Source organism: Stenotrophomonas sp. STEN035, from assembly GCF_056759935.1.
This window is the reverse complement of the sequence record NZ_JBRRDY010000013.1, coordinates 34,825-55,324: the sequence shown is the minus strand read 5'-3', so window position 1 is coordinate 55,324 and position 20,500 is coordinate 34,825. Positions and strand designations below refer to the sequence as shown.

Sequence of the window (20,500 nt, the reverse complement as noted above, 5' to 3'; positions counted from 1 at the left end):
TGCTGTAATGCCGGGAGCGCCTTCAGCGAAAATCGGTGCTGCGGGGGGCGTTCAGTACAGCTTTTTCTGCGGTGGACCAGCGAAGTGCAACGGCCCGATCGCATCCATGTTTACCTCCACCAACGCTGGACCGGGATGTGCAACCGCCGCCTGCAGCACGGCATCGAAGTTCCTGGCGTCATCCAGCTTCCAGGCCGGCATGCCCATCGCGCCGGCCAGCGCATGGAAGTCCGGTGCGTGCAACTGGTTGTAGTACTGGCGGTCACCGAAATACTTCTGCTGGATACCGCGCATCACCCCGTAGCCACCGTCGTTCATTACCAGGAACACCATGTCCAGCTGCTCCTGCACCGCGGTGGCCAGTTCGCCGATATTGAGCATCAGGCCACCATCACCGATCAGTGCCAGCACCTTGCGCTGCGGATTGGCGATGGCGCAGCCAATGGCGGTAGGCAGGGCCAGGCCGATCGCACCGGCCAACGAATGGATGTTCTGCAGTGGCTGCTGGAAGTTGAGCAGGCGGCTGCCCCAGGTGCTGCCGGACATGGTGATATCGCGGACGAAGATGCCGTCGTCGGGCAGCGCACTGCGGACTGCGTCCGACAGCACTGCATAGGGACCGAGCTGCTCACGTAGTGCGTACTCGGCGGCAATGGTTGCCGAGCAGACGTCGCGGTCGCGCAGCGGGTCGCGCTTGGGCGTGCCCTGCAGGGCGTTGGCCAGCTGGCTCAGTATCAGTGCGCAATCGCCCAGCACGAACGCATCCATCGGATAGCTGCGATTGCAGGCTGCAGGGTCGATATCGATCTGCACGCGCTGGGCGGTGAGGGGCAGGCTGTAGGTGGCGGTTTCGTTGCTGCGCAGGCGTGAGCCGGCCACGATCAATAGATCGCTTTCGGCCAGCAGCCGGGCGACTTCGGTGGCGTTGTGGAACGCGCGCAGGCTACGTGGGTGGCTATCCGGCAGAATGCCGCGGCCGTGCGTACTTGAGACGACTGGTATGCCGAGGTCGGCCAGACGCAGCACCGCGTCCGTTGCGCCGATGGCGCCGCCACCCACCCACAGCATGGGCCGTTGCGCGTGCTGCAGGCGGTCGGCCAAGGCTGCCGCCGCCGCACCATCGAATGTGAGCGGGGGAACTGGCAGGCGTTGGATCGCACATGGCAATTCGATCCTGGCGGCCTGCACGTCGATGGGGATTTCGATGCTGACCGGACCAGCTGGCGCGCGCATCGCCTCCTGGATGGCTCGCTGGGTGATGGCCACCGCCTGTTCCGGATGCAGAATGCGGAATGCAGCTTTGGAGCAACCACGCAGCAGGCTCATCTGATCTCGGGTTTCGTGGATGAAGCTGGCATCCCGGTCCAGGTACTCACGTTCCACCTGGCCGGTGATATGCAGTAGTGGTGTGCCTGCATTGAGCGCTTCCATCAATGCCCCAGCGGCGTTGCCGGCACCGGCGCCGGTACTGGTCAGTGCCACACCCAGCCCGCTGTGGCGGCCATGCCCGTCGGCCATCGCCGCGGCGCCGGCTTCGCCGCGCGCAGCGACGAAGCGGATCTTGCCGCGACGACCGATGGCGTCGGCTACCGGCAGATTGTGGATGGAGATGACGCCGTACACGGCGCTCACCTCATGTGCTTCCAGTACTCGCACGATGGCTTCGGCGACGGTCACACGCTCATCCGTGCGTGGATGTGCTGTCGCCGGCTGTGCCGGATTCTGTACGGAAGGCTTGATCTGCTCGATTGTCGTGGCTTCGCTGTTCATTGGCTCCATCCCATTGGGCTAGCTTCCAGCCCCAGATAAATGCTCTTCTGTTGCATGTATGCGAGCAGGCCTTGGCGGCCCTTCTCGCGGCCCAGTCCGCTCTCCTTGAAACCGCCGAATGGCGTGGAGATGGAGAACTTCTTGTAGGTGTTGACCCACACCGTGCCTACTTCCAGGCGTGCGGCCAGGCGCAGAGCGCGGCGGTAATCGCCGGTCCAGATGCCTGCGGCAAGACCGTAGATGCTGTCGTTGGCTTGCGCGACCAGCGCGTCCTCGTCGTCGAAGGGCAGGGCGACAAGAACTGGCCCGAATATCTCCTCGCGGCAGGCGCGCGCCTGTGGCGGCAGATCTTCGATCAACGTTGGCAGGTAGTAGCTGCCTGCAGCCAGAGCCTCATCAGTGGGGGCGCTGCCGCCGAAGCGCAGGCGGCCACCTTCGGCCAGCGCTGATTCGACATAGCTGGCTACGCTGTCGCGATGGGCGTGGTTGATCAGCGGGCCGATATGGATGCCGTCCTGCTCGGGATGGCCGACGCGCAGAGCACAGGCCACCTGTTGCAGGCGTTGAATGAAAGCATCGTAGCAGGCACGGTGTACAAACAATCGCGAACCAGCGATGCAGGCCTGCCCCGCGGAACTGTAGATGCCGTAGGCCACGCCTTGCACGGCCAGTTCGATGTCGGCGTCGTCCAGCACGATGGTGGGCGATTTTCCGCCCAGCTCAAGCGAGGTTGGGATCAGCTTGTCGGCAGCGACGTGCGCCAGGTGGCGGCCGGTAGTGGTACCGCCGGTAAAGGAAATCTTGCGCACCAGTGGGTGCCGCGCGATGGCTTCGCCGATGATTGAGCCGCGCCCGGGCAGAATGCTGAGCAAGCCGGGCGGTAGACCGGCCTGTTCAAACAGTCTGGCCAACGCCAGTGCTGCCAACGGTGTTGCTTCGGCGGGTTTGAGTACTACTGCATTGCCGGCGGCCAAGGCTGGTGCGATCTTCTGCATCTCGCTGGCGATGGGCGAGTTCCACGGGGTAATCGCGCCAACCACACCGATGGGCTCGTAGCTGCTGAAGGTCATGAAATCCGGGCTGCGCGGTGCGGGCAGTTCGCCATCCATGGTTTCGCAGACGGCACCGAAGTAGCGCGCGGTTGCAGCTGCGCTGTCCACCAGCGCGCGGCTTTCGCTCAAGGGCTTGCCGTTGTCGCGGGTCTGCAGCTGAGCCAGCGGTTCGCGATGTGCATCTATCAGATCGGCGACGCGGTACAGAACCGCAGCGCGCTGGTGCGCGGGCAGATTGCGCCATGCGGGGTCACGCCAGGCGCGATCCGCTGCAGTGACTGCTAGTTCCACATCGTTCAGGTCGGCCGCATGCAATTCTGCAGTTACGCTCTGGTCAGCAGGAAACAGCGAGTACATCAAGGCGCCGCCGCCTTTGCGCCACTGTCCACCAACGGCAATATCGCTTTCAATCAACGCTAGGCTGGTCATGCCACCGGCTCCAACAATTGCCGGCAGGCACGTACAGCACTGAGCGCGGCCAGCATCGAGGTTTTGGGGTTGCTGGGCAGGGGGTGCGCAGCAAGCTCGATGGTCATTTCTCCGAACGCGCCGCGCGCATGGATACGATGGGTGTTGCGGCGGGTATGTGGATCCACCATCAACACAACGCGGGTAGCGTCCAGGCCCATGCCGTTGAGGGCGATGGTGGCGGCGACGTTTGCATTGGCCGGGAATGCACGGGCTGCCTCACCGGCAGTGCCCTCGAAGAACGCGGTCGTCTCGGCCACTGTATCGAGATCGATCATCTGCTCGGCCGCCGAGCCGCGCCAGCTGTCCGGACTCTTGCGCGAAATGTAGATCACTTCATCCAGGCCGGCCTCACGCGCCGCGGCAAGCCCGTCCATGCCCGCCACGGCACCGGAGAGAAGCTGCAATGTCGCGCCGCCTTGGTTGGCGGCATGTTGCAGTTGCCGGTACAGCGCGGCATCGGCCAGCGCGCCGACTGAGACCACGGCCAGTCGCCAGCCGCGTCGCAGTGCTGGAACGCCATGCTCGGACAAAGCTGCATGACCGGCGCACTCCAACACCAGATCCGGTGTTGCATCGAGTTGGGTGATGTCGCTTAGTAGTGCGATGCCCCACGCAGCGAAGTCAGTAGCCAGCGCAGCGTGAAATTCCTTGGGCACGATCACCCAGCTGACCTGCACGCCATCGGGCAGGCGTGCGACGACTTCACGCGCCATGGCGCCGTAGCCGATCAGCAGAATGCGTCTATTGCAGGTGCGGGTCATTGCGGCGGAGCTCCTTCAATTCCAGATGTGATATCGGGCAACGTGGAAGTACGATGCGGCCACGCTGCCGGTGAGCGCGGTGCGGGGTTGGGCGCTTTCAGAGCTGGCGGTTGAAGCCACCAGACACATCAATGCAACTGCCGGTGGTGTACGAGGCCAGCGGCGAAGCAAGAAAGAGCAGGGCGCGCGCTGGCTCGTGCGGGCGCCCCATGCGCCCCATCGGAATGCCTCGTCGGGCGGCGACGCGAGCGGTCCAGTCGTTCCAGTCCTGGTCGGTATCACTGCGCTGTTCAAAGCGCCGCCGCCACTGCCCGGATTCGACCATCCCAAGCAGGATGGAGTTGACCCGGATGCCCTTGCTGATCAGTTCCTGGGCCAGCGAATGGGTCAGGTTGAGCAGGGCGGCGCGCGCTGCGGAGGTGGCGATCATATGCGGCTCGGGCTGCAGTGCAAGCAGCGAGTTGACGCAGGTGACAGAGGCGCAGTCACTGACCTCCAACAGCGGCAGAAAGGCCTGCAGGGGATGCAGCACACCAAATAGCTTGAGCCTGGTTTCGTCGAGCCAGTCCTGCTCGGTGGTGTCGGCCAGCGATGCCACACGGCCTTGGCCGGCGTTGTTGATCAACATGTCTGCACCGCCGAAGCGGGTAAGGACGAGCGCGGCGAATTCGTCCATCTCGGTGCGGTCGAGCACATCGCAGGCATGGCTGAACATTTGTGCGTCAGGAAACTCTTGACGCAGCGCATGTTCGGCCTGTTTCAGACGCGTCGCATCGCGGCCGCAGAACGCAACGCGTGCGCTGTGCGAGAGCAGCAGGCGTACTGTTTCAAGGCCAATGCCGGAGGAGCCTCCGGTGACTACGGCTATGCGTTCCTGCACTTCAAATTTCATGGCGTTCCTTTCGCGGTGTGCAGGTTACGAGCTGCGTCCAGCACGCTCTTGGCAAAGGATGCGGGCGCGTCGAGGTAGCTGGCGTGCCCAGCACCTGGCAGCAATCGCAGTGGTGCTTGGATCCGCAGTGCCAGCGCACTGACATCCGCCGGTGGGGTGATGGTGTCAAGATCACCGCTGACGACGCGGGTAGGGCCGTGCCACTTTGGCAGGTAGCGCCAGATGTCATCGCTGGCCAGCATCGCGCAGGCTTGTTCAAAGCCGGTCGGGCGCAGTCGTCGCATGGCGGCCTGCACGGCCTGCAGTGCTTCGCTGGAAGGATGCGGGCGCAGCAGGGCATGCGCGCGCTGCTGAGCGTACTGCTCCGGACCCAAGGTGGTGAGACGCTGCGCCCGCTCGGTGCGGGCCCGCTCGCGTTCGGCTGCAGCAGCGCGTGCATAGCCTTGCGCCGGGTCGGCGAGCAGCAGCAGGTGAACATGTTGCGGATAGGCCGCTGCATAGGCGGCGGCCATCATCGCGCCAAGCGAATGCCCAACCAGCACGAACCGCTGCAGTCCGAGCGCGCTTGCCAATCCATGCAGGGCATTGGCATAGTGGCTTGCACTGGGCTGTGCCTCGGCCAGCGCGTCGCTGTCACCGTAGCCGGGCGCGTCCCAGGCGATGACTCTCACCCGTTGCATAAGCAGCGTTGACAGCAACTCCCAGGAACCCGCACCTGAGCCGATGCCGTGCAACAGCACCACCGCCGGCCCGCTGCCGCATTCGCGATAGGCGATCTTGCGCCCGGCGACGATATGGAAGCGCTCTGACCAGTTGGATGGGAGGAGCGGCGGTGCGGTGCAAGCGGCTGTGGTTGTCACGGGTGCCGGCCTCAGTTGCGCTTGATCTTGGATAGCGGGTGATCCGCCGGGTAGGTCGGAGTGCGTGGTTTTGCCGAGCCCAGCATCACGCACATCAGGGCTTCCTCCTGGCCATGATTGAACAGGCCCCGGTAGATGCCGGGCGGGATCGAGATCAGATCGCGTTCGCCCAGTTCGGTTTCGAAGCGCTCTCCGTTTTCCTCCAGGGTCAGCAGAATCTTGCCGCGCAGAATGAAGAACACTTCCTCCACATCGTCATGCAGATGCAGGGGACCCTCGCATTGGGCAGGAAGCACCATGGTGGAAAAGGTGAAGCCCTCGGCGGGGACAGTGTTGTTGTCCACGCCTACGCCGGTGGCGCCGGTGCCCATGTAGCGCATCTGTGCGCGCCGATACTTGGGGTCGAAATCGGCTTGGAATTTCAGCGCATCCCAGTCATAGCTCCGGCTCTGATAACGGGCAATGCGCGACTGCATGCGCTCATCGAGGCTGGGTGGGATGCTGGGTGCGTGCACTGCGGCGTGTTGCTCACTCATTGTTGACCTCCAGGTCATTCAACAAACGGGGCCGGCGTTGCTGCCGGCGGGAACATGCATGCAATCTGCCGGCCATCACTGCCGGGTACAGCCTTCCGTGCCCGCTCCATGGCGGACAATTGCGGTCCTGCACAGGCGCTCGCGCGGGTGCTAGCGCAAGCTCATCAAGTCGAAGCAGGGATCGGCCAGCGCGGCAGGATCAAGCTGCCGAGCCGCCGCCATCCAGCGCCTTCCAAGTTTGATTGCGCGCGCATCACCGAATGCCACCATGTGCTGCAGGCGCGCTTGCTGGTCGAGTTGGAAAAAGATGTCGCGCCCGTCTTCCGCTGCGCGATGCACGCGTTGGTTGTGCTCTGAATGCAGGCCTAGAATCTGGATGTTGACACCGTGCTGGTCGGACCACAGCCAAGGTACGTCCTTATAGTCGACCTCCAGGCCAAGCATGCCGCGCGCCGAGGCCATGCCCTGATTCTGCGCATTGGCCCAGGACTGCACGCATAGCCCGTGGACCGGATGTTGGGCAACGTCGCCGGCGGCGTAGATGGCTGGGTCGCTGGTACGTCCGCTACCGTCGACGACGATGCCCTGGCCCAGCTGCAAACCGGCGGCCTGCGCAAGCTCGGTATTGAGCTGGGCACCGGCGCCAACCAGCACTGTGTCATACAGCGCATCATCGGCGCCGCTGCTTATCAGGACACCATCTTTGGCCTGCGCCAAGCCCAGCTCGCCGCAATCCATGCGAAGTTGGATGCCTCGCTCCTGATGCATTGAACCCAGCCTGGCGGCTACGTCGGCGCCAATGCTGCGGCCACAGAGGCTCGGGCCGCGCTCGTAGACCACGACGTCAACGCCTTGGCTGCGTGCAAGTGCTGCCACTTCCAAGCCAATCCAGCCGCCACCAACCACCGCCAGACGACGACAGTTGGCCAGTCGCTGTCGCAGAGTGAGCGCATCATCAACGTTGCGCAGCAGGAGTACGCCTTCGATCTGCGTCCAAGCCGGATCTGGCAATCGCGGGCGGCTTCCGGTGGCGATCAGAAGTCGGTCGTAGACCAGGGTTGCACCGTCATCCAACGTCACTTGTCGTCGCTGCCGGTCGATGGCGCAGGCGCGTCGTGGTCGCTGCCAGTCGATGTTGAGCGCCGCCACCACGTCCGCCGGAAACAGACACAGGTGGTCGGGTTCGCGGGCACCGCTGAGTACTTCTTTGGACAGTGGTGGGCGCTCGTAGAAGTCATGCGCCTCATCGGCGACTACGCACAAGGCGTGGTCATAGCCAAGCTCGCGCAGGGTCTTTGCTGCCCAGCCAGCGGCCTGGCCGCCACCGATGATGACGATGTTGCGCACGCTGGTCATGCTGTTGGCACCTGCTGCTCGCGCAGTTGACGGCGGGTGCTGGCGTCAATGCCACCTTCCACCGCCCACTCGGTGAATGATTCCACGGAGTGCTCCAGCTCGCGGGGCTTCCATGCTTCGGTGAGGTGGTCCTCGTTGGTATAGAACTCAAACGCGCCACCGGCAGGGCTGCGCACATACCAGAAGTACGCGGAGGAAATCGGATGCCGGCCCGGACCGAGGAAGGTGGCCCAACCGGCGCGGCTCATCGCCAGCCCGCCGCCGAACACCTCCTGGATGTCGCGTACGGTGAAGGCGACGTGGTTCAAACCACGTGGCTTGCCGGGGCGGTGCAGCAGGAACAGATTGTGATGGCCAGCGCGTGCAGCAACGCGAAGAAAAACACCGCGGCCGACATAGCGGTCGGATACGTGGAAGCCAAGCTTCTCGCGATAGAAGCGTTCCACCGGTTCCAGTTCATCGACAAAAAACACCGCATGGCCGATGCCGATGGGCGTGGCGCAGTCGTATACCGGGCTGGGCTGATCGACCCGGCGTGCATCGCCCCATTGGTTGATCGGCGGGGACGGGGGCAGTTCAACCGGGCGTTGACGGCTGAGCTGGAATCGAAGCGTCATGCCATTGGGATCACGGCAGCTGACGCTTTCGGCGTCCACTGCATAACCAGGTTGATCGGCCAACGACTGCGCCAGTTGCTGCAGCGCCTGTGCCGAAGCCACCCCCCAGGTGACACGACGCAGGGTTGAGCCCGCCTCGATGGCGGCGGGCAGGCGCGGATCGGACAGTGGGTATAGCGTCAGCCGGGAGCCGTTCAAGGTTTCCACGCTGCATGTGCCGCTGATGCTGCGCTCGGCCGGCGCGGGGCTCAGACCGAAATCAGAGACAAAGCGCGCGCAGGCAGCAAGGTCCTCAACACCGAATTCGAACTCTTCAATACCGACTATCTGCATGACTACCGTTCCATGGGTGGTGGCGGGGGCGGTGAAGCCTGGTGCAACAAGCAAACAGCGACAGCAAGGGACAAGTGTCCTGCGCGTACCAGTGCGATCAGGAGGCGTGCAGGAATGCTTCGATCTCGCGCGCGGCTTTCTCGACCTGTGCGCTCAGCGACGTTTTCAGGTCCGCCGGCAGTACCGAGCGCGGAACCATCACGCTGATCGAAGCCAGGACGTTGCCGTCCCGGTCGCGTAGCGGGTAAGCCACGGCCGAGACGCCGGGTTGGTAGAACGATTCACTGATCGCATGACCGCGCGCACTGTCGCCATCCAGCAGCTCGATCAGATCCTGCGGCGTTTTTGGCCCCTGTTCGGACGTGTGTGCGAAAGCCGGTTCCGGGTAGAGAGAACTCAGCTCCTGCTCGGGCATCGTCATCAACAGCACGCGGCCTATGGCGGTGCAATGGGCGGGTAGACGCGTGCCGACGCTGACGCCTGCCGGTAGTTCGCCGATCGCGCTGGCGCGCGCCACGTACACCACGTCGCGTCCATCCAGCACGCACAGGTGCGCCGAGTAGCTGGTGGTATCGCGCAGCCGCTGAATGATGGGTTGCCCGATCTGCACGATGTCCATCGAGGACAGGTAGTCAAACCCCAGTCGCAGAATGCTGATGCCCAAGCTGTAACCGCCACTGGCGCTGTTGCGATTCAAGAAGCGCATCTGTTCCAGTGTCTGCACGGTACGATAGGCCGAGGCTTTGGGCATGCCGGTGCGCTGGCAGACCTGCGTGAAGCTCAGCTCGTCACGTTGCTGTCCAAACAACAGCAACATGTTCAGGCCTTTTTCCAGTGCCGGTACCATGTAGCGGTTTGGTTCCTTTACCGGTGTTGCTTGGGGCGTTGACATATCCGTCTTCCCTTTAGTTGAAGACAAAGCCGCCATTGACGGGCAGGGTCTGCCCGCTGACGAAATCCGACAGGCCCGACAGCAGGTACACCACCGTGCCGTCGATGTCGGCGGGGTATTGCGCCCGTTGCAGGGTGCGTCCGTTCGCGTACAGGGCATGGCGCTCGGCAGGAACGTATTCGGTGGCTTCGCATTGAGTCAGCCCCGGTGCGATGGCGTTGACGCAGATGCCATCGGCACCCAGTTCACGGGCCATCGAGCGGGTCATTGCCAGCACTGCGCCCTTGCTGGCTACATAGGCCAGCAAACGCGGTGCGCCCCACAAGGCCGTATCAGAGGCCAGCATGACGATCTTGCCGTGGCTTGCCGCACGCAGGTGCGGCAGGGCGGCGCGGCTGACGAGCCAGGTGCCACGCACATTGACCTGCAGCGTCCGGTCCCAGACCTCCGGTGCCAGTTCGTCCATCATCGGTCCCCCAATGCCGGTAGCAATGGCGGCGTTGTTCACCAGTCCGTCGATGCCTCCCATCAGTCGTGCCGCGTCGGCCACTGCTGCGTCCACTGCTGCCGGATCGGCCAGGTCAATCCGCACCGCATCTGCCTGTGCGCCTTCGTCGTGCAGGCGTTGCAAAGCACAGCTGGTGTCGAGGATGTCGGCGATCACCACCCGCGCGCCGGCGCGGGCGATGGCCGAGGCAAAGCTCAGGCCCAGGCCGCGTGCAGCACCGGTTACCAGTACTTTGCGGCCGGCCAGCAAGTGTGGCGCGGACTGGCTCATGCCTGCACGGCCTCATTTGCCGCTGCCGCTGGTGCAGCGCGCTGCTCTATCTGGCGCTCAGCCATCTTCTGCATCATCCGCCGTACCCGGGTCAGGCCTGCATCGTGGGCATAGAGGAACTCCTGGCCGCGTGCGTCTGGGGCGAGGTTTTCCAGAATTACCCGGTCTTGTTCCAGGACATCCCAGTGCAGCTGCTCCAGGCGGGTGCGGTACATGAAGCGCCATACATCACGCTGCCAGCCCTGCACCTTGCGGATACGCCAGAAGAAAACGCGGCAATTGTCGTCATCCACCGGCACCGCCATGCCGACGATCCAGAACGGACCGCCCGGACCAAACTGCGGACGGTACGGAATGGACAGGCGCAGCCAGAATGCGCCGCTATGGCCGAACTCGACCCAGTCAAAATTGACCCCGCGTTGGCCGGTCTTTTCGAAGATGAAGCCGGTATCGGTGGGTACCACCTGCATCTCGGCGCTGCGGTCACCTTCGGCCATGGAGTGCGAGGCGGCATGCAGATAGGCGCCGTGCATCGGGTCCATCACATTGTCGATGGCAAATTCGTAGCCGCACTGCCATGCCGCGGTACATAGGAAGTTGCTGTATTGGGCGTGGTCTTCCAACTCCACAGGCAGGCTCAAAGGCGGTACTTCCGCCTTGGGATCAAGGGCGAAGTAGAGAAATACAGCGCCGTGCCTTTCCTGAACTGGATAGCTGCGCAGGCATCGGCTGCCAACCAATGGACAGGCGCTTACCGCGGGTACGTCCTTGACAACGCCGCTGCCGTCCACTTCGACGCCGTGGTACCAACAGGCGACGCGATCGCCAAGATTCCAACCCATCGACAGGCGAGCGCCGCGATGTGGGCAGCGGTCCTCCAGTGCGTGCAGACGACCTTCGTGATCACGCCACAGCACGATGTTCTCACCCAAGCGGGTGATGCCAAGTGGCGCATTGGACACCTCCCAGCTGGCTACCACCGGATACCACAGTTCGCGCAGGCCTTGACGCAGGTGCGCTTCAATCTCTGTCTTCCTTGCCATCAATGCTCCCTCCCAGGATGCGTTGTGTGTGGTCGCCGGATCAGTAGCCGAGGGCGGCAATGGATTTGTGAAACGAAACTTCGGTCCATGCCCTGCCACCGTGGTCGTAGACGCCGATCGCATTGAGCTGGTTGACCACGCTGGCGACATCGTCAGCACCATTTGCAAAGGCTTGCTCCAATGCCTTCACCAGGCGCTGTTCGTGCTCGGTGGGCGCCCGGTTGCGGGTCTGCCAGACGATGTTGCGGAACTGCCCCGGCTGCTCGATGGAGCCGGCCCCGGGATCATTGGTGGGTACAGGCTTCTGCCATTGCTTGAGATGCGGGTTGAAATCCAGTTGTGCGTTCATGCCACCTCCTCCAATCCCGTTTCGATCCTGGATGTATCGATCTGTACTTCGTCACCCTGTATCCGCAGCGGGTAGGTGAGCAGGTCGCGGCCACCGGGTTCGCGCAGGCAACGGCCGCTACGGATGTCGAACACCGCCTCGTGCAGCGGGCATTCCACTTTTCCATCCTCGACAAACCCCTGGCTGAGCAGGGCGTAGGCATGAGGACAGACATCTTCAATGGCGTAGTAGTTGTCATCGACCAGGAAAATGCCGATTTCCTTGCCGGCTACCTTGGCCGCATAGGGGTATTCGCCACGCACCTGTGACTTCGTACAAATAGTTTTCCAGTTCATGTTGCTCTGTCCGCTCATGGGTGGTGAGGGTGAGGTTTTATATTTGAAACTAAATCTCATTACAGAAACTACAATTCAACATAGCAGTACCAAGGTCGTTCGCAATCAGGAAATCTGCCATTTACATGTGCTGTTATTCACAGATTTGATGTTTGATCCGGCATATTCATGAATTGCTCCTTGGTAAGTCAGGTGGCGTTAGTTTGTGAATATCCATTTAGTTTAACTGGTGAAACTTTGGCGCATTCCACCTGGTGACTTCGTGGCCTTTCAGCTGTGAACGGCGGCGTCTTCGCGCGTCCATTGCGCTCCCTGCTGCTGCGGGGTGTGCAGGTGGTTACTTATCGATGGATATTCGAGGAGCGGTGTGGCGTTGTATATGGATATGTATAGTTGTTGGTGGGCCGGGTGGATCTGGTGGTTTGATTAAGTATTCAGCTCTTAGTTTGAATATAGGGGGCGATCTCTCAGGCTTTCTTTGGGATTTGTCCTAAAAGTCCAGGGGTGGCGCAGAAACTGGAGTGGGCTTGGCAGTGTTGGTGTATTCATCAATGCGACGACAGGGGTGGCGCTAAAGAAATTCGAGTGGCGGCCGATATACCGGGCAGCTTTCCGTGCGGGCCACTTTGTTTTTGTCATGGTGATTATCTCGGCAGTTTTTGCAGCAATAGTTGCCGGTGGCCTGGTCTGGCTCTGGCAGCGGCGCAATGGCGATGCGGCACGTCCGCAACGGCGGCTCCGTGTGCCGCCGTCGGCTAGTGCAGCGACAATCGAGGAAGCTGTGGTCGTCGTCAGCGTTGGCGACCTGCAGCGGCGCTTCCTGCTCAGCGCGCTGGGTGCTGCCGATACGCCGGCCGATGCGCTACGCGTGCAGCGTGCGGTGGTGGACGACGTGGTGGTGGCGTTGAGTCGCGCGGACCTGTCCTCGCGCTACACGCCGCGGCGACCGAACCTGCTGCCGCAGCTGATCCAAAGCGTGAATGACAGTGCGGCCTCGTCGCGCTCCATCGCCCGAATCATTGGTAGCGACGCGGTACTGGCGGCAACGCTGTTGCGTATTGCCAACAGTTCCCTGTATCGCCTGCAGCGGCAGGATATCCAAAGCATCGAGCGGGCGGTGACGTTGATCGGCAACGATGGCATCCGCCAGATCATTTCCGCTGCGTTGGTGCAGCCGGTCATGGAGTCGGCCAGCGGCGTTGATGCCGAATTCGCGCGCTTGCTTTGGGAGTACACCTTGCGGGTATCGCTGGCCGCTGCCGACCACGCGCGCAGCGTGGAACGCGAGGATGGCTTCGCTGCACAGCTGGCTGGTCTGCTGCTGGGGCTAAGTGCGGCCATGGCAATGCAGGCTGCTGCCGATGTGTTGGCGCGGCCGCCGTTGCGGGCACGTGAGCCGGGCACGTTGCTGGAAGTGTTGGAGCGCTGCAGCGCGCCGACCGCGATACGGATTGCCGGCCATTGGAAACTGTCGGCACCCATCGTGCAGGCACTCAAGCAGGTGGAGATGCCCGCTGCTACGGGTTTGGGGCGCTCGTTGCAGATCGGGCAGCTGGCCGCCAGCGCAGCGATGCTGCATGCACAAGGCCTGATGAGCGAGGCAGAGGCCAATGCGGTGTTCGCCAGCCAGATGCCTGAGCATGTGGCGGTGTGGCTGTGGAAGCGGATGACGCAGGCGGACGGCACACTGGAGTGACGTAGCTGGTAGCATCGGGACGCGGCGCGGGCCGCGTCTGCATCTGGATATCGACTGGAAGACCGTCCCGCAATGCGGACTGCACAGGTTAGAGCTGTGACTCCAGTGGCAACCAGCTGATCATCTGGGTGCTGGCGCGCTGCATCAGTCCGGTGTCCGGTTCAGTGCGCAGGCTGATGGGCGGCGTGCTGGCACGGTCCAACCAGCGCAATTCGTGGTCCCTGTTCAAATACACCCAGTAACTCAACTCGGCGCTGGACAGGCGCAGGTATTCCTCACGCAGGCGTGCGGCCAGCACCGGGTCATCGAACAGCGCGCCCATTTCAGTATTGAGGTAGGCCGAGCGTGGGTCGAGGTTGAACGAGCCGACGAAGCCTCGACGATCATCTACCACGAAGGCCTTGGTATGCAGGCTGGCACCGCTGCTGCCGAACGTGGATGCCCGCTCGATGTGTCCACGGGCTTTGAGTTCGTACAGCTGCACGCCGCCGGCCAGCAGCGGGCGGCGGTAGTGCATGTAACCGCTGTGCACGGCGGGTACGTCGTTGGCTGCCAGCGAGTTGGTGATGATGCCGACCTGCACGCCGCTTTGGACTTGCTGGATCAGGCCCTTGGTGCCGACCGCGCCGGGTACGAAGTAGGGCGAGATCAACAGTGATTTGTGCTCGGCGCTGCTCAGTACCTCGACCAGCCGGGTGACCAGCCATTGGCTGCTGTCGCCGCCGCTGGGCTTGCGCGGCGGGTCGGAGCGGATCCTTACGCCGTCGGTCCAATGCAGGTTCAGTTGCTTGCTGAGGTAGGCATCGGTGAAATGCGCACGCACGCGCTGCAGATACGGCGCGGCTTCCTGTTGGCGTGCGTCCAGCTCGGCCTGGCTGATGAAGTTGGCCATCTGCTGGTCGGTGCTTTGGTGCAGGGCGGCGATCGGCACCACCGCATCGCTGTTCCAGAAGTCGTCGAAGATGCTGCTGGCATCGTTGGCGACCGGGCCGGCCAGCAGCAGATCGAGATCGCGGAAGTTCACGTCCGGGCGGGCGTCGAAGTATTCGGCGCCGATATTGCGGCCACCGACAATGGCCACGCGGCCGTCGGCGATCCATGCCTTGTTGTGCATGCGGTGGTTGATGCTGAAAACCCGCTGCACCATCTCCACCAGGCGCCAAAGCCCGTCGCGGTTGCGGAACGGGTTGTACAGGCGGATTTCGATGTTGGGGTGGTTGTCCAGTGCCAGCATCTGCGGGTCCAGCCCGGCGGCATTCATGTCGTCCAGCAGCAGGCGCACGCGTACGCCGCGCTCGGCTGCCTGCTGGACGTCATGGGCAAGCAGGTGGCCGAGCAGATCGTCGTGCCACATGTAGTACTGCAGGTCCAGGCTGCGTCCGGCCTGGCGGGTGATGATGGAGCGCGCGGCGTAGGCCTCGAGCCCGTCAGACAGGTACACCGCGCCGCTTTTGCCCGGGTGCTCGGCCAGCAAGGGCTGCAGTTGGCGGTCGATCAGGGTCTGCTGCGCCTGCACTGGCAGGGCTTGCGAAGGCGCGCCGACTGCCTTCGGGGTGAGGTGGTCACCCAGCAGCAGGCCGCTGCCTATCAGTAGCAGCACAACAGCCAGCAGATAGGCCAGGAACCGCAGCAGGCGTTTGGGACGATGCTTGTTTTCCATGCGCGCATCCTAGCCGTGTTCGTGGCCCGGCGGCAGTTTGTCCTGATTCCATGACGTTCCGGGGGTGCGGGGAACGCCCCCAGTGGGCGAGAATCGGGGTTTGCGTTTGCCGCGAGCCCTGTAATGACCGAACGTTCTTCCTCTTTCCGAGCGCCCAGTCTGGTGCTGCAGATTGTCTTCGGCCTGATCGCCGGCATCGTGCTGGCGATGCTCTGGCCAGCCGGGGCGACTGCCGTTGGCCTGCTCGGTACGGTATTCATTTCCGCGCTGAAGGCGGTGGCGCCGATCCTGGTGCTGGTACTGGTCACGGCCTCCATCGCCAATCATCAGCAGGGGCAGAAAACTCATATCCGGATGATTCTGTTCCTGTACGTGATCGGCACCCTGGCCGCGGCCATGGTTGGCGTGGCAGCCAGTTTCCTGTTCCCCAGCACGTTGACGCTGAAGGCCGCCGAGACCGGCATGAGCGCGCCGGGCGGTATTGGCGAGGTGCTCAAGACCTTGCTGATGCAGATCGTCGACAACCCGGTGCACGCGCTACTCAACGCGAACTACATCGGTTTGCTGGCATGGGCGGTGGGCCTGGGGCTGGCGCTACGCCATGCCAGCCAAGCCACGCGCACCCTGGTCAGCGATTTTTCCAACGCGGTCACCTGGGTGGTTCGGCTGGTGATCAAGCTGGCGCCGCTGGGCGTGTTCGGTATCGTTGCTTCCTTGTTGGCCGAGTCTGGTCTGGGCGCGTTGACGGACTACCTGCATCTGCTGGCGGTGCTGATTGGCGCGATGCTGTTCATGGCCTTCGTCGGCAATCCGCTGATCGTGGCAGTGGTTACCCGCCGCAATCCCTATCCGCTGGTGTTGCGCTGCCTGCGTGAGAGCGGCATCACCGCGTTCTTCACCCGTTCCTCGGCGGCCAATATTCCGGTCAACATGGAGTTGTGCCGCAAGCTTGGCCTGCATGAGGACACCTATTCGGTGGCGGTGCCGCTGGGCGCGACCATCAACATGGCCGGTGCGGCGATCACCATTTCGGTACTGACCCTGGCGGCAGTACATACCTTGGGTTATGCGGTGGACCTGCCAACGGCGCTGCTGCTCAGCGTGGTTGCCGCGGTTGGTGCCTGCGGCGCGTCCGGCGTGCCGGGCGGTTCGCTGTTGCTGATTCCGTTGGCCTGTGGCCTGTTCGGCATTCCCAATGAGATCGCCATGCAGGTGGTCGGGGTCGGTTTCATTGTCGGCGTGGTGCAGGACTCGGCAGAAACCGCCTTGAACTCGTCCACCGACGTGGTGTTTGTCGCGGCGGCCGAACAAGCGCGCGGACGCGCCTGATGGCTGTGGCCGAGCGCATCACGCCAGCGGTACGCATCGGCATTTCGATAGCGATTGCGACTGGCCTGTATGGCATTTCGTTTGGTGCGCTGGCGGTGGCATCGGGTTTCAGCGTGGCGCAGACCGCCGCGCTGAGCCTGTTGATGTTCACCGGTGGCTCGCAATTCGCCTTCATCGGCGTGATTGGTGCCGGCGGTGCAGGTGCGGCTGCGTTCGGCGCCGCCACCTTGCTGGGCATCCGCAACGCGGTGTATGGCGCGCAGATCAGCCGCATGCTGCGCCCGCGTGGCTGGCTGAAGCCGCTGGCGGCGCAGGTCACCATCGATGAATCGGCGGCCACTGCGGCTAGCCAGACGGAGCCGCAGGAACAGCGCCGCGGCTTTTGGGTGGCGGGGCTGGGCGTTTATCTGTGCTGGAACCTGTTCACCCTGCTCGGCGCATTGCTTGGCGATGCGTTGGGTGACCCGCGCCAGTGGGGCTTGGATGGTGCGGCTGTGGCGGCCTTCCTGGGGTTGCTGTGGCCGCGACTGCGTTCACGCGAGCCAGTAGCGATTGCCGTGGTCTGTGCGTTGGTGACGGTGCTGGCGCTGCCGTGGGTACCGCCGGGTGTGCCGATTCTTTTGGCTGCTGCGGTGGCCGCGGTTTGGGGTTGGTTTGGCAGCGGCCCGGCGGATGAAGGGCTGGAGCCTGACGTTGCGCCCAAGGTCGAGCAGGAGTCGGCACCATGACGCTGTGGGCGTGGATCGTGATGGGCTGCGTTGCAGCTTGGGTGATCAAGTTCGCTGGTTATCTGGTGCCGGTGCGCTGGCTGGAGTCGCCGCGCATGAACCGCGTGGCCGGCTGCCTGACGATAGGTCTGCTGGCCTCGTTGACCGCGATGAACACAGTGTCGGCCGGGCAGGGGCTGGCCTTCGATGCGCGTATTGGCGCGTTGTTGGCTGCAGCGATAGCGTTGATGTTGCGGCTGCCGTTTCTGCTGGTGGTGATTATTGGTGCGACGGCAGCGGCGGTAATCCGATTGCTATGAACGCAGTTGGCGGTTGTGGGAGCGGCGTCAGCCGCGAAGCCGGTGAACCGTCCGCGCGCTGATCGCCCGCAGCTGCACCATTGTGCGATGCCGTTTTGTGGGGTGGCCGGATGTATTGCCAGCTTCGCGGCTTACGCCGCTCCCACAAAACGGGCGCTCCCGTAAAAACGAAAGGGCCTTGGCCTAGAACTTCTGGTCAGCAGCCAGATAACGCCACTGGCCTTCGGGCATCTTGCTCAGGCCGATGCGGCCGATGCGCAGGCGACGGATCTGTTCGGCCTTCAGGCCGACCTGGCTGCACATGAACTGCAATTGCCCTGGACGCACGTCCTTGATCGCGAAACGCAGGCGCTGTTCGCTCTGCCAGCTGATCTTGGCCTGCGGCAGGCTGCGGCCTTCATAGATCAGGCCATGGGTGAGTCTGGGCATCGCCCACGGGGTGGGTTCGCCGCTGACTTCCACCACGAACTCCTGCTCCAGGCTGTAGCCGGATTCCTGCAGGTGGCGGCGCACACGCCAGTCCTGGGTCATGACCACCAAACCGCTGGCGGCATCGTCCAGCGGCATCAGGTAGTCCAGACGCTGGAAGTGACGGCGTAGCGGACGGATGCCGGAAGCGTCGTCGGCAAAACGGTTTTCGTCGGCCAGTAGCGCGAACAACTGCTCGGCCGTACAGCCGGCCGGCTTGTTGATCAGGAAGGTGGCGGCTTCAGCGGCTTCGGTGCTGCCTTCGGCGGCCAGGGTGATGATTTCCTCGCTGACCATGGTCTGCGGGGTTTCCACCACCACGCCATCGACGCTGATCCAGCCGCCTTCGATGTACTGCTGGGCCTGCGAGCGCGAGCACTGCAGCTGCGCGGCAACGCGCTTGTCGAGACGGATAGGGGTGGTCATGGCGGCTTATGGGTTCTACGAAGGGCGGGGAGTGTAGCGCTGTGGCGGGAGCCGGGCGATGGGCGGCTCAGCCGGGTTCATGTTCCAAGGCGGTCAGGTACAGGCGCAGATCGAACTCCAGCTGGTGGTAATCCGGCTCCATATGCAGGCATAGCTGGTAGAAGGCCTTGTTGTGGTCGGCTTCTTTGATATGCGCCAGCTCATGCACCACGATCATCCGCAGGAACTCGGCCGGGGCCTCGCGGAAAACACTGGCAATGCGGATCTCGCGGCTGGCCTTGAGTTTGCCGCCATGGTTGCGGGAAATGGCGGTATGCGTGCCCAGGGCGTGTTTCACCACCTGCAGTTTGCCGTCGTACAGCACCTTGCCCAGCGGCACCGATTGGCGCAGGTGGCGCTCCTTGATCGCCTGCACGTAGTCGTAGAGCTGGCGGTCGTTGCGCACCGGATTGGGCTCGGCGTAGCGCTTGCGCACCGTTTCGCCCAGCTTGCCCGCGTCCAGCAGCTCGCGGGCGCGCTGCTGCAGGTGTTCGGGATAGCCATTCAGGTATTTCAGCGGAAGCATGGGCATTTGGGCAGGACCGGGCAGGCCGCTATGATGGCAGCCTCGGCAACAGAACCATGAACAACGACGATGGCAAAGGGTAATCCACTGCAGGAACAGCTGCTCAAGGCTGGCCTGGTGAAGAAATCGCAGGTCTCGCAGGTGGCCCGTGAGCAGGTCAAGGCGCGCCACGGCAAAGGTCCGGTCAACGCCACCGAAAGCCAGCGCGAGGCCGATCGCGCCCGTGCCGAAAAGGCCGAGAAAGACCGCCAACTGGCCGCCGAGCACAACGCCCAGCGGCGCGCCGACGAGCTGCGCGCGCAGGCCCGGCAGATCATCGCCGACCGCAAGCTGCCGCGTGCCGGCGAGCTGGAATACCGTTTCAACGACGGCGCAGTGATCCGCACGATGCTGGTCACCGAGGCGCTGCGTACCCAACTGGCCAATGGTGCGCTGGTGATCGCCCGTCACGGTGACAGTTTCGAACTGCTGCCGCGCATGGCGGCTGAGAAGGTGCGCGAACGTGACGCCAGCCTGATCGTGCTCGACCACGGCCAGAGTGCGGACACGCCGATTTCCACCGGCAATGCCGAGGACGATGCGTACTACGCCCAGTTCCAGGTGCCTGACGACCTGATGTGGTGAACGCTGTGCTCGCGCGGCTTGGCGCGGGCCGACGCCTGCAGTGAGCGGGTAGCCCTCCACTGGCGGATCTTGTTCAGGCAGCTGTACGCCTGGCCGCCAGGTCTTGAATTGTGTCCACGGAGGCGGCAGTTTGCCTATGTTGCTGTATGTGGAGGCTGGACATGGCTACCGGTTGGGCGGGCGATACCGCCGTTCAGGATCAGATTGATGCCACCGTCGAGGACGCGATCAAGCGTGCGCGCAGCCGCATGCCGAGCGGCCCGGGGCTGGAACATTGCGAAGAATGTGATGCGCCGATTCCCGAGGCGCGCCGCAAGGCCGTGCCCGGAGTGAGGCTGTGCATCGCCTGCCAGCAGGCGCAGGACGAGGACGAAGCGTTTGCCGGCTATAACCGGCGCGGTAGCAAGGATAGCCAATTGCGCTAGGAACGATGGCTGTGTCTGTGCCTGTTGTGGTCGTCGCTGTGGTTTGTGGCTTTGGCTGTTGTTTTAGCCCTGCTCTTGCTCGTCATCCTCGCGAAGGCGGGGATCGCTCTGCATTTGCTTGCGCTTTGGAGTTACGCGGTAATTCCGGTCCGAATCAATGCTGAAGGCCAAGGCGGAAGCCAGAGCCAGAGCGATCCCCGCCTTCGCGAGGATGACGGCAGAAAAGCAAAAGCCC

The 20,500-nt window shown here is 63.3% G+C and carries 22 protein-coding genes; 6 read left to right on the top strand and 16 right to left on the bottom strand.

Annotation, left to right across the window (positions count from 1 at the left end; all coding sequences use genetic code 11):
- Window positions 1–51: 51 nt before the first annotated feature.
- The 13 genes from ACVOLL_RS09115 to ACVOLL_RS09055 form a co-directional block, all read right to left on the bottom strand.
- On the bottom strand, window positions 52–1,770 hold the full coding sequence (locus ACVOLL_RS09115; RefSeq protein ID WP_481512611.1) for a thiamine pyrophosphate-binding protein: 1,719 nt from the start codon (window positions 1,768–1,770) through the stop codon (window positions 52–54).
- Window positions 1,767–3,251: an aldehyde dehydrogenase gene (locus tag ACVOLL_RS09110; protein ID WP_481512610.1), complete on the bottom strand. Its 1,485-nt coding sequence runs from the start codon at window positions 3,249–3,251 to the stop codon at window positions 1,767–1,769. The genes ACVOLL_RS09115 and ACVOLL_RS09110 overlap by 4 nt, the downstream gene beginning before the upstream one ends.
- A complete protein-coding gene (locus ACVOLL_RS09105; protein ID WP_481512609.1) occupies window positions 3,248–4,054 on the bottom strand; it encodes an aspartate dehydrogenase in 807 nt (268 codons plus the stop codon). The genes ACVOLL_RS09110 and ACVOLL_RS09105 overlap by 4 nt, the downstream gene beginning before the upstream one ends.
- A 97-nt stretch (window positions 4,055–4,151) precedes the next feature.
- Window positions 4,152–4,946: an SDR family oxidoreductase gene (locus ACVOLL_RS09100; protein WP_481512608.1), complete on the bottom strand. Its 795-nt coding sequence runs from the start codon at window positions 4,944–4,946 to the stop codon at window positions 4,152–4,154.
- Entirely contained in the window at window positions 4,943–5,806 is an 864-nt protein-coding gene (locus ACVOLL_RS09095; protein ID WP_481512607.1) for an alpha/beta fold hydrolase, read from the bottom strand. The genes ACVOLL_RS09100 and ACVOLL_RS09095 overlap by 4 nt, the downstream gene beginning before the upstream one ends.
- An 11-nt stretch (window positions 5,807–5,817) precedes the next feature.
- On the bottom strand, window positions 5,818–6,342 hold the full coding sequence (locus tag ACVOLL_RS09090) for a cupin domain-containing protein (protein ID WP_481512606.1): 525 nt from the start codon (window positions 6,340–6,342) through the stop codon (window positions 5,818–5,820).
- Between the two features lie 150 nt (window positions 6,343–6,492).
- A complete protein-coding gene (locus ACVOLL_RS09085; protein WP_481512605.1) occupies window positions 6,493–7,698 on the bottom strand; it encodes an NAD(P)/FAD-dependent oxidoreductase in 1,206 nt (401 codons plus the stop codon).
- Window positions 7,695–8,648, bottom strand: a complete 954-nt coding sequence (locus ACVOLL_RS09080; protein ID WP_481512604.1) for a VOC family protein — start codon at window positions 8,646–8,648, stop codon at window positions 7,695–7,697. The genes ACVOLL_RS09085 and ACVOLL_RS09080 overlap by 4 nt, the downstream gene beginning before the upstream one ends.
- Before the next feature lie 97 nt (window positions 8,649–8,745).
- Entirely contained in the window at window positions 8,746–9,540 is a 795-nt protein-coding gene (locus ACVOLL_RS09075; protein ID WP_481512603.1) for an IclR family transcriptional regulator, read from the bottom strand.
- A gap of 13 nt (window positions 9,541–9,553) precedes the next feature.
- Window positions 9,554–10,318 carry an SDR family oxidoreductase gene (locus tag ACVOLL_RS09070; RefSeq protein WP_481512602.1) on the bottom strand — a complete coding sequence of 255 codons (765 nt, stop codon included), beginning with the start codon at window positions 10,316–10,318 and terminating at the stop codon, window positions 9,554–9,556.
- Window positions 10,315–11,361, bottom strand: a complete 1,047-nt coding sequence (locus ACVOLL_RS09065; RefSeq protein WP_481512601.1) for a Rieske 2Fe-2S domain-containing protein — start codon at window positions 11,359–11,361, stop codon at window positions 10,315–10,317. Before ACVOLL_RS09065 ends, ACVOLL_RS09070 begins: the two co-directional genes overlap by 4 nt.
- Window positions 11,362–11,401: 40 nt before the next feature.
- Entirely contained in the window at window positions 11,402–11,710 is a 309-nt protein-coding gene (locus tag ACVOLL_RS09060) for a recombinase-like helix-turn-helix domain-containing protein (protein WP_481512600.1), read from the bottom strand.
- Complete coding sequence (locus ACVOLL_RS09055) at window positions 11,707–12,045, bottom strand: Rieske (2Fe-2S) protein (RefSeq protein ID WP_481512599.1); 339 nt, start codon at window positions 12,043–12,045, stop codon at window positions 11,707–11,709. The genes ACVOLL_RS09060 and ACVOLL_RS09055 overlap by 4 nt, the downstream gene beginning before the upstream one ends.
- Window positions 12,046–12,682: 637 nt before the next feature.
- Here ACVOLL_RS09055 and ACVOLL_RS09050 point away from each other — a divergent pair.
- Window positions 12,683–13,741 carry an HDOD domain-containing protein gene (locus ACVOLL_RS09050; protein ID WP_481512598.1) on the top strand — a complete coding sequence of 353 codons (1,059 nt, stop codon included), beginning with the start codon at window positions 12,683–12,685 and terminating at the stop codon, window positions 13,739–13,741.
- A gap of 88 nt (window positions 13,742–13,829) precedes the next feature.
- Here ACVOLL_RS09050 and ACVOLL_RS09045 read toward each other — a convergent pair whose 3' ends face one another.
- Entirely contained in the window at window positions 13,830–15,401 is a 1,572-nt protein-coding gene (locus ACVOLL_RS09045; protein WP_481512597.1) for a phospholipase D family protein, read from the bottom strand.
- A 123-nt stretch (window positions 15,402–15,524) separates the two neighbouring features.
- On the opposite strand from ACVOLL_RS09045, the gene sstT reads away from it, so the two are divergent.
- Genes sstT through ACVOLL_RS09030 form a run of 3 tightly spaced genes read left to right on the top strand, consistent with a single transcriptional unit; the run spans window position 15,525 to window position 17,757 of the window.
- A complete protein-coding gene (gene sstT, locus ACVOLL_RS09040) occupies window positions 15,525–16,730 on the top strand; it encodes a serine/threonine transporter SstT (protein ID WP_481512596.1) in 1,206 nt (401 codons plus the stop codon).
- Window positions 16,730–17,458 (top strand): AzlC family ABC transporter permease, encoded by a 729-nt coding sequence (locus ACVOLL_RS09035; protein ID WP_481512595.1) that lies wholly within the window; start codon window positions 16,730–16,732, stop codon window positions 17,456–17,458. Before sstT ends, ACVOLL_RS09035 begins: the two co-directional genes overlap by 1 nt.
- Window positions 17,455–17,757 carry an AzlD domain-containing protein gene (locus tag ACVOLL_RS09030; RefSeq protein WP_481512594.1) on the top strand — a complete coding sequence of 101 codons (303 nt, stop codon included), beginning with the start codon at window positions 17,455–17,457 and terminating at the stop codon, window positions 17,755–17,757. The genes ACVOLL_RS09035 and ACVOLL_RS09030 overlap by 4 nt, the downstream gene beginning before the upstream one ends.
- 183 nt (window positions 17,758–17,940) lie before the next feature.
- Here ACVOLL_RS09030 and ACVOLL_RS09025 read toward each other — a convergent pair whose 3' ends face one another.
- Both ACVOLL_RS09025 and ACVOLL_RS09020 read right to left on the bottom strand, forming a co-directional pair.
- Window positions 17,941–18,651: an rRNA pseudouridine synthase gene (locus tag ACVOLL_RS09025; protein ID WP_481512593.1), complete on the bottom strand. Its 711-nt coding sequence runs from the start codon at window positions 18,649–18,651 to the stop codon at window positions 17,941–17,943.
- A gap of 67 nt (window positions 18,652–18,718) precedes the next feature.
- A complete protein-coding gene (locus tag ACVOLL_RS09020) occupies window positions 18,719–19,216 on the bottom strand; it encodes a M48 metallopeptidase family protein (protein ID WP_481512660.1) in 498 nt (165 codons plus the stop codon).
- Between the two features lie 69 nt (window positions 19,217–19,285).
- Here ACVOLL_RS09020 and ACVOLL_RS09015 point away from each other — a divergent pair, with 69 nt between their 5' ends.
- Both ACVOLL_RS09015 and ACVOLL_RS09010 read left to right on the top strand, forming a co-directional pair.
- Complete coding sequence (locus ACVOLL_RS09015) at window positions 19,286–19,840, top strand: DUF2058 domain-containing protein (RefSeq protein WP_481512592.1); 555 nt, start codon at window positions 19,286–19,288, stop codon at window positions 19,838–19,840.
- A 161-nt stretch (window positions 19,841–20,001) separates the two neighbouring features.
- The gene (locus ACVOLL_RS09010; RefSeq protein ID WP_282265397.1) at window positions 20,002–20,265 is read left to right on the top strand and encodes a DksA/TraR family C4-type zinc finger protein; all 264 of its coding nucleotides are present in this window, start codon (window positions 20,002–20,004) and stop codon (window positions 20,263–20,265) included.
- Window positions 20,266–20,500 lie beyond the last annotated feature (235 nt).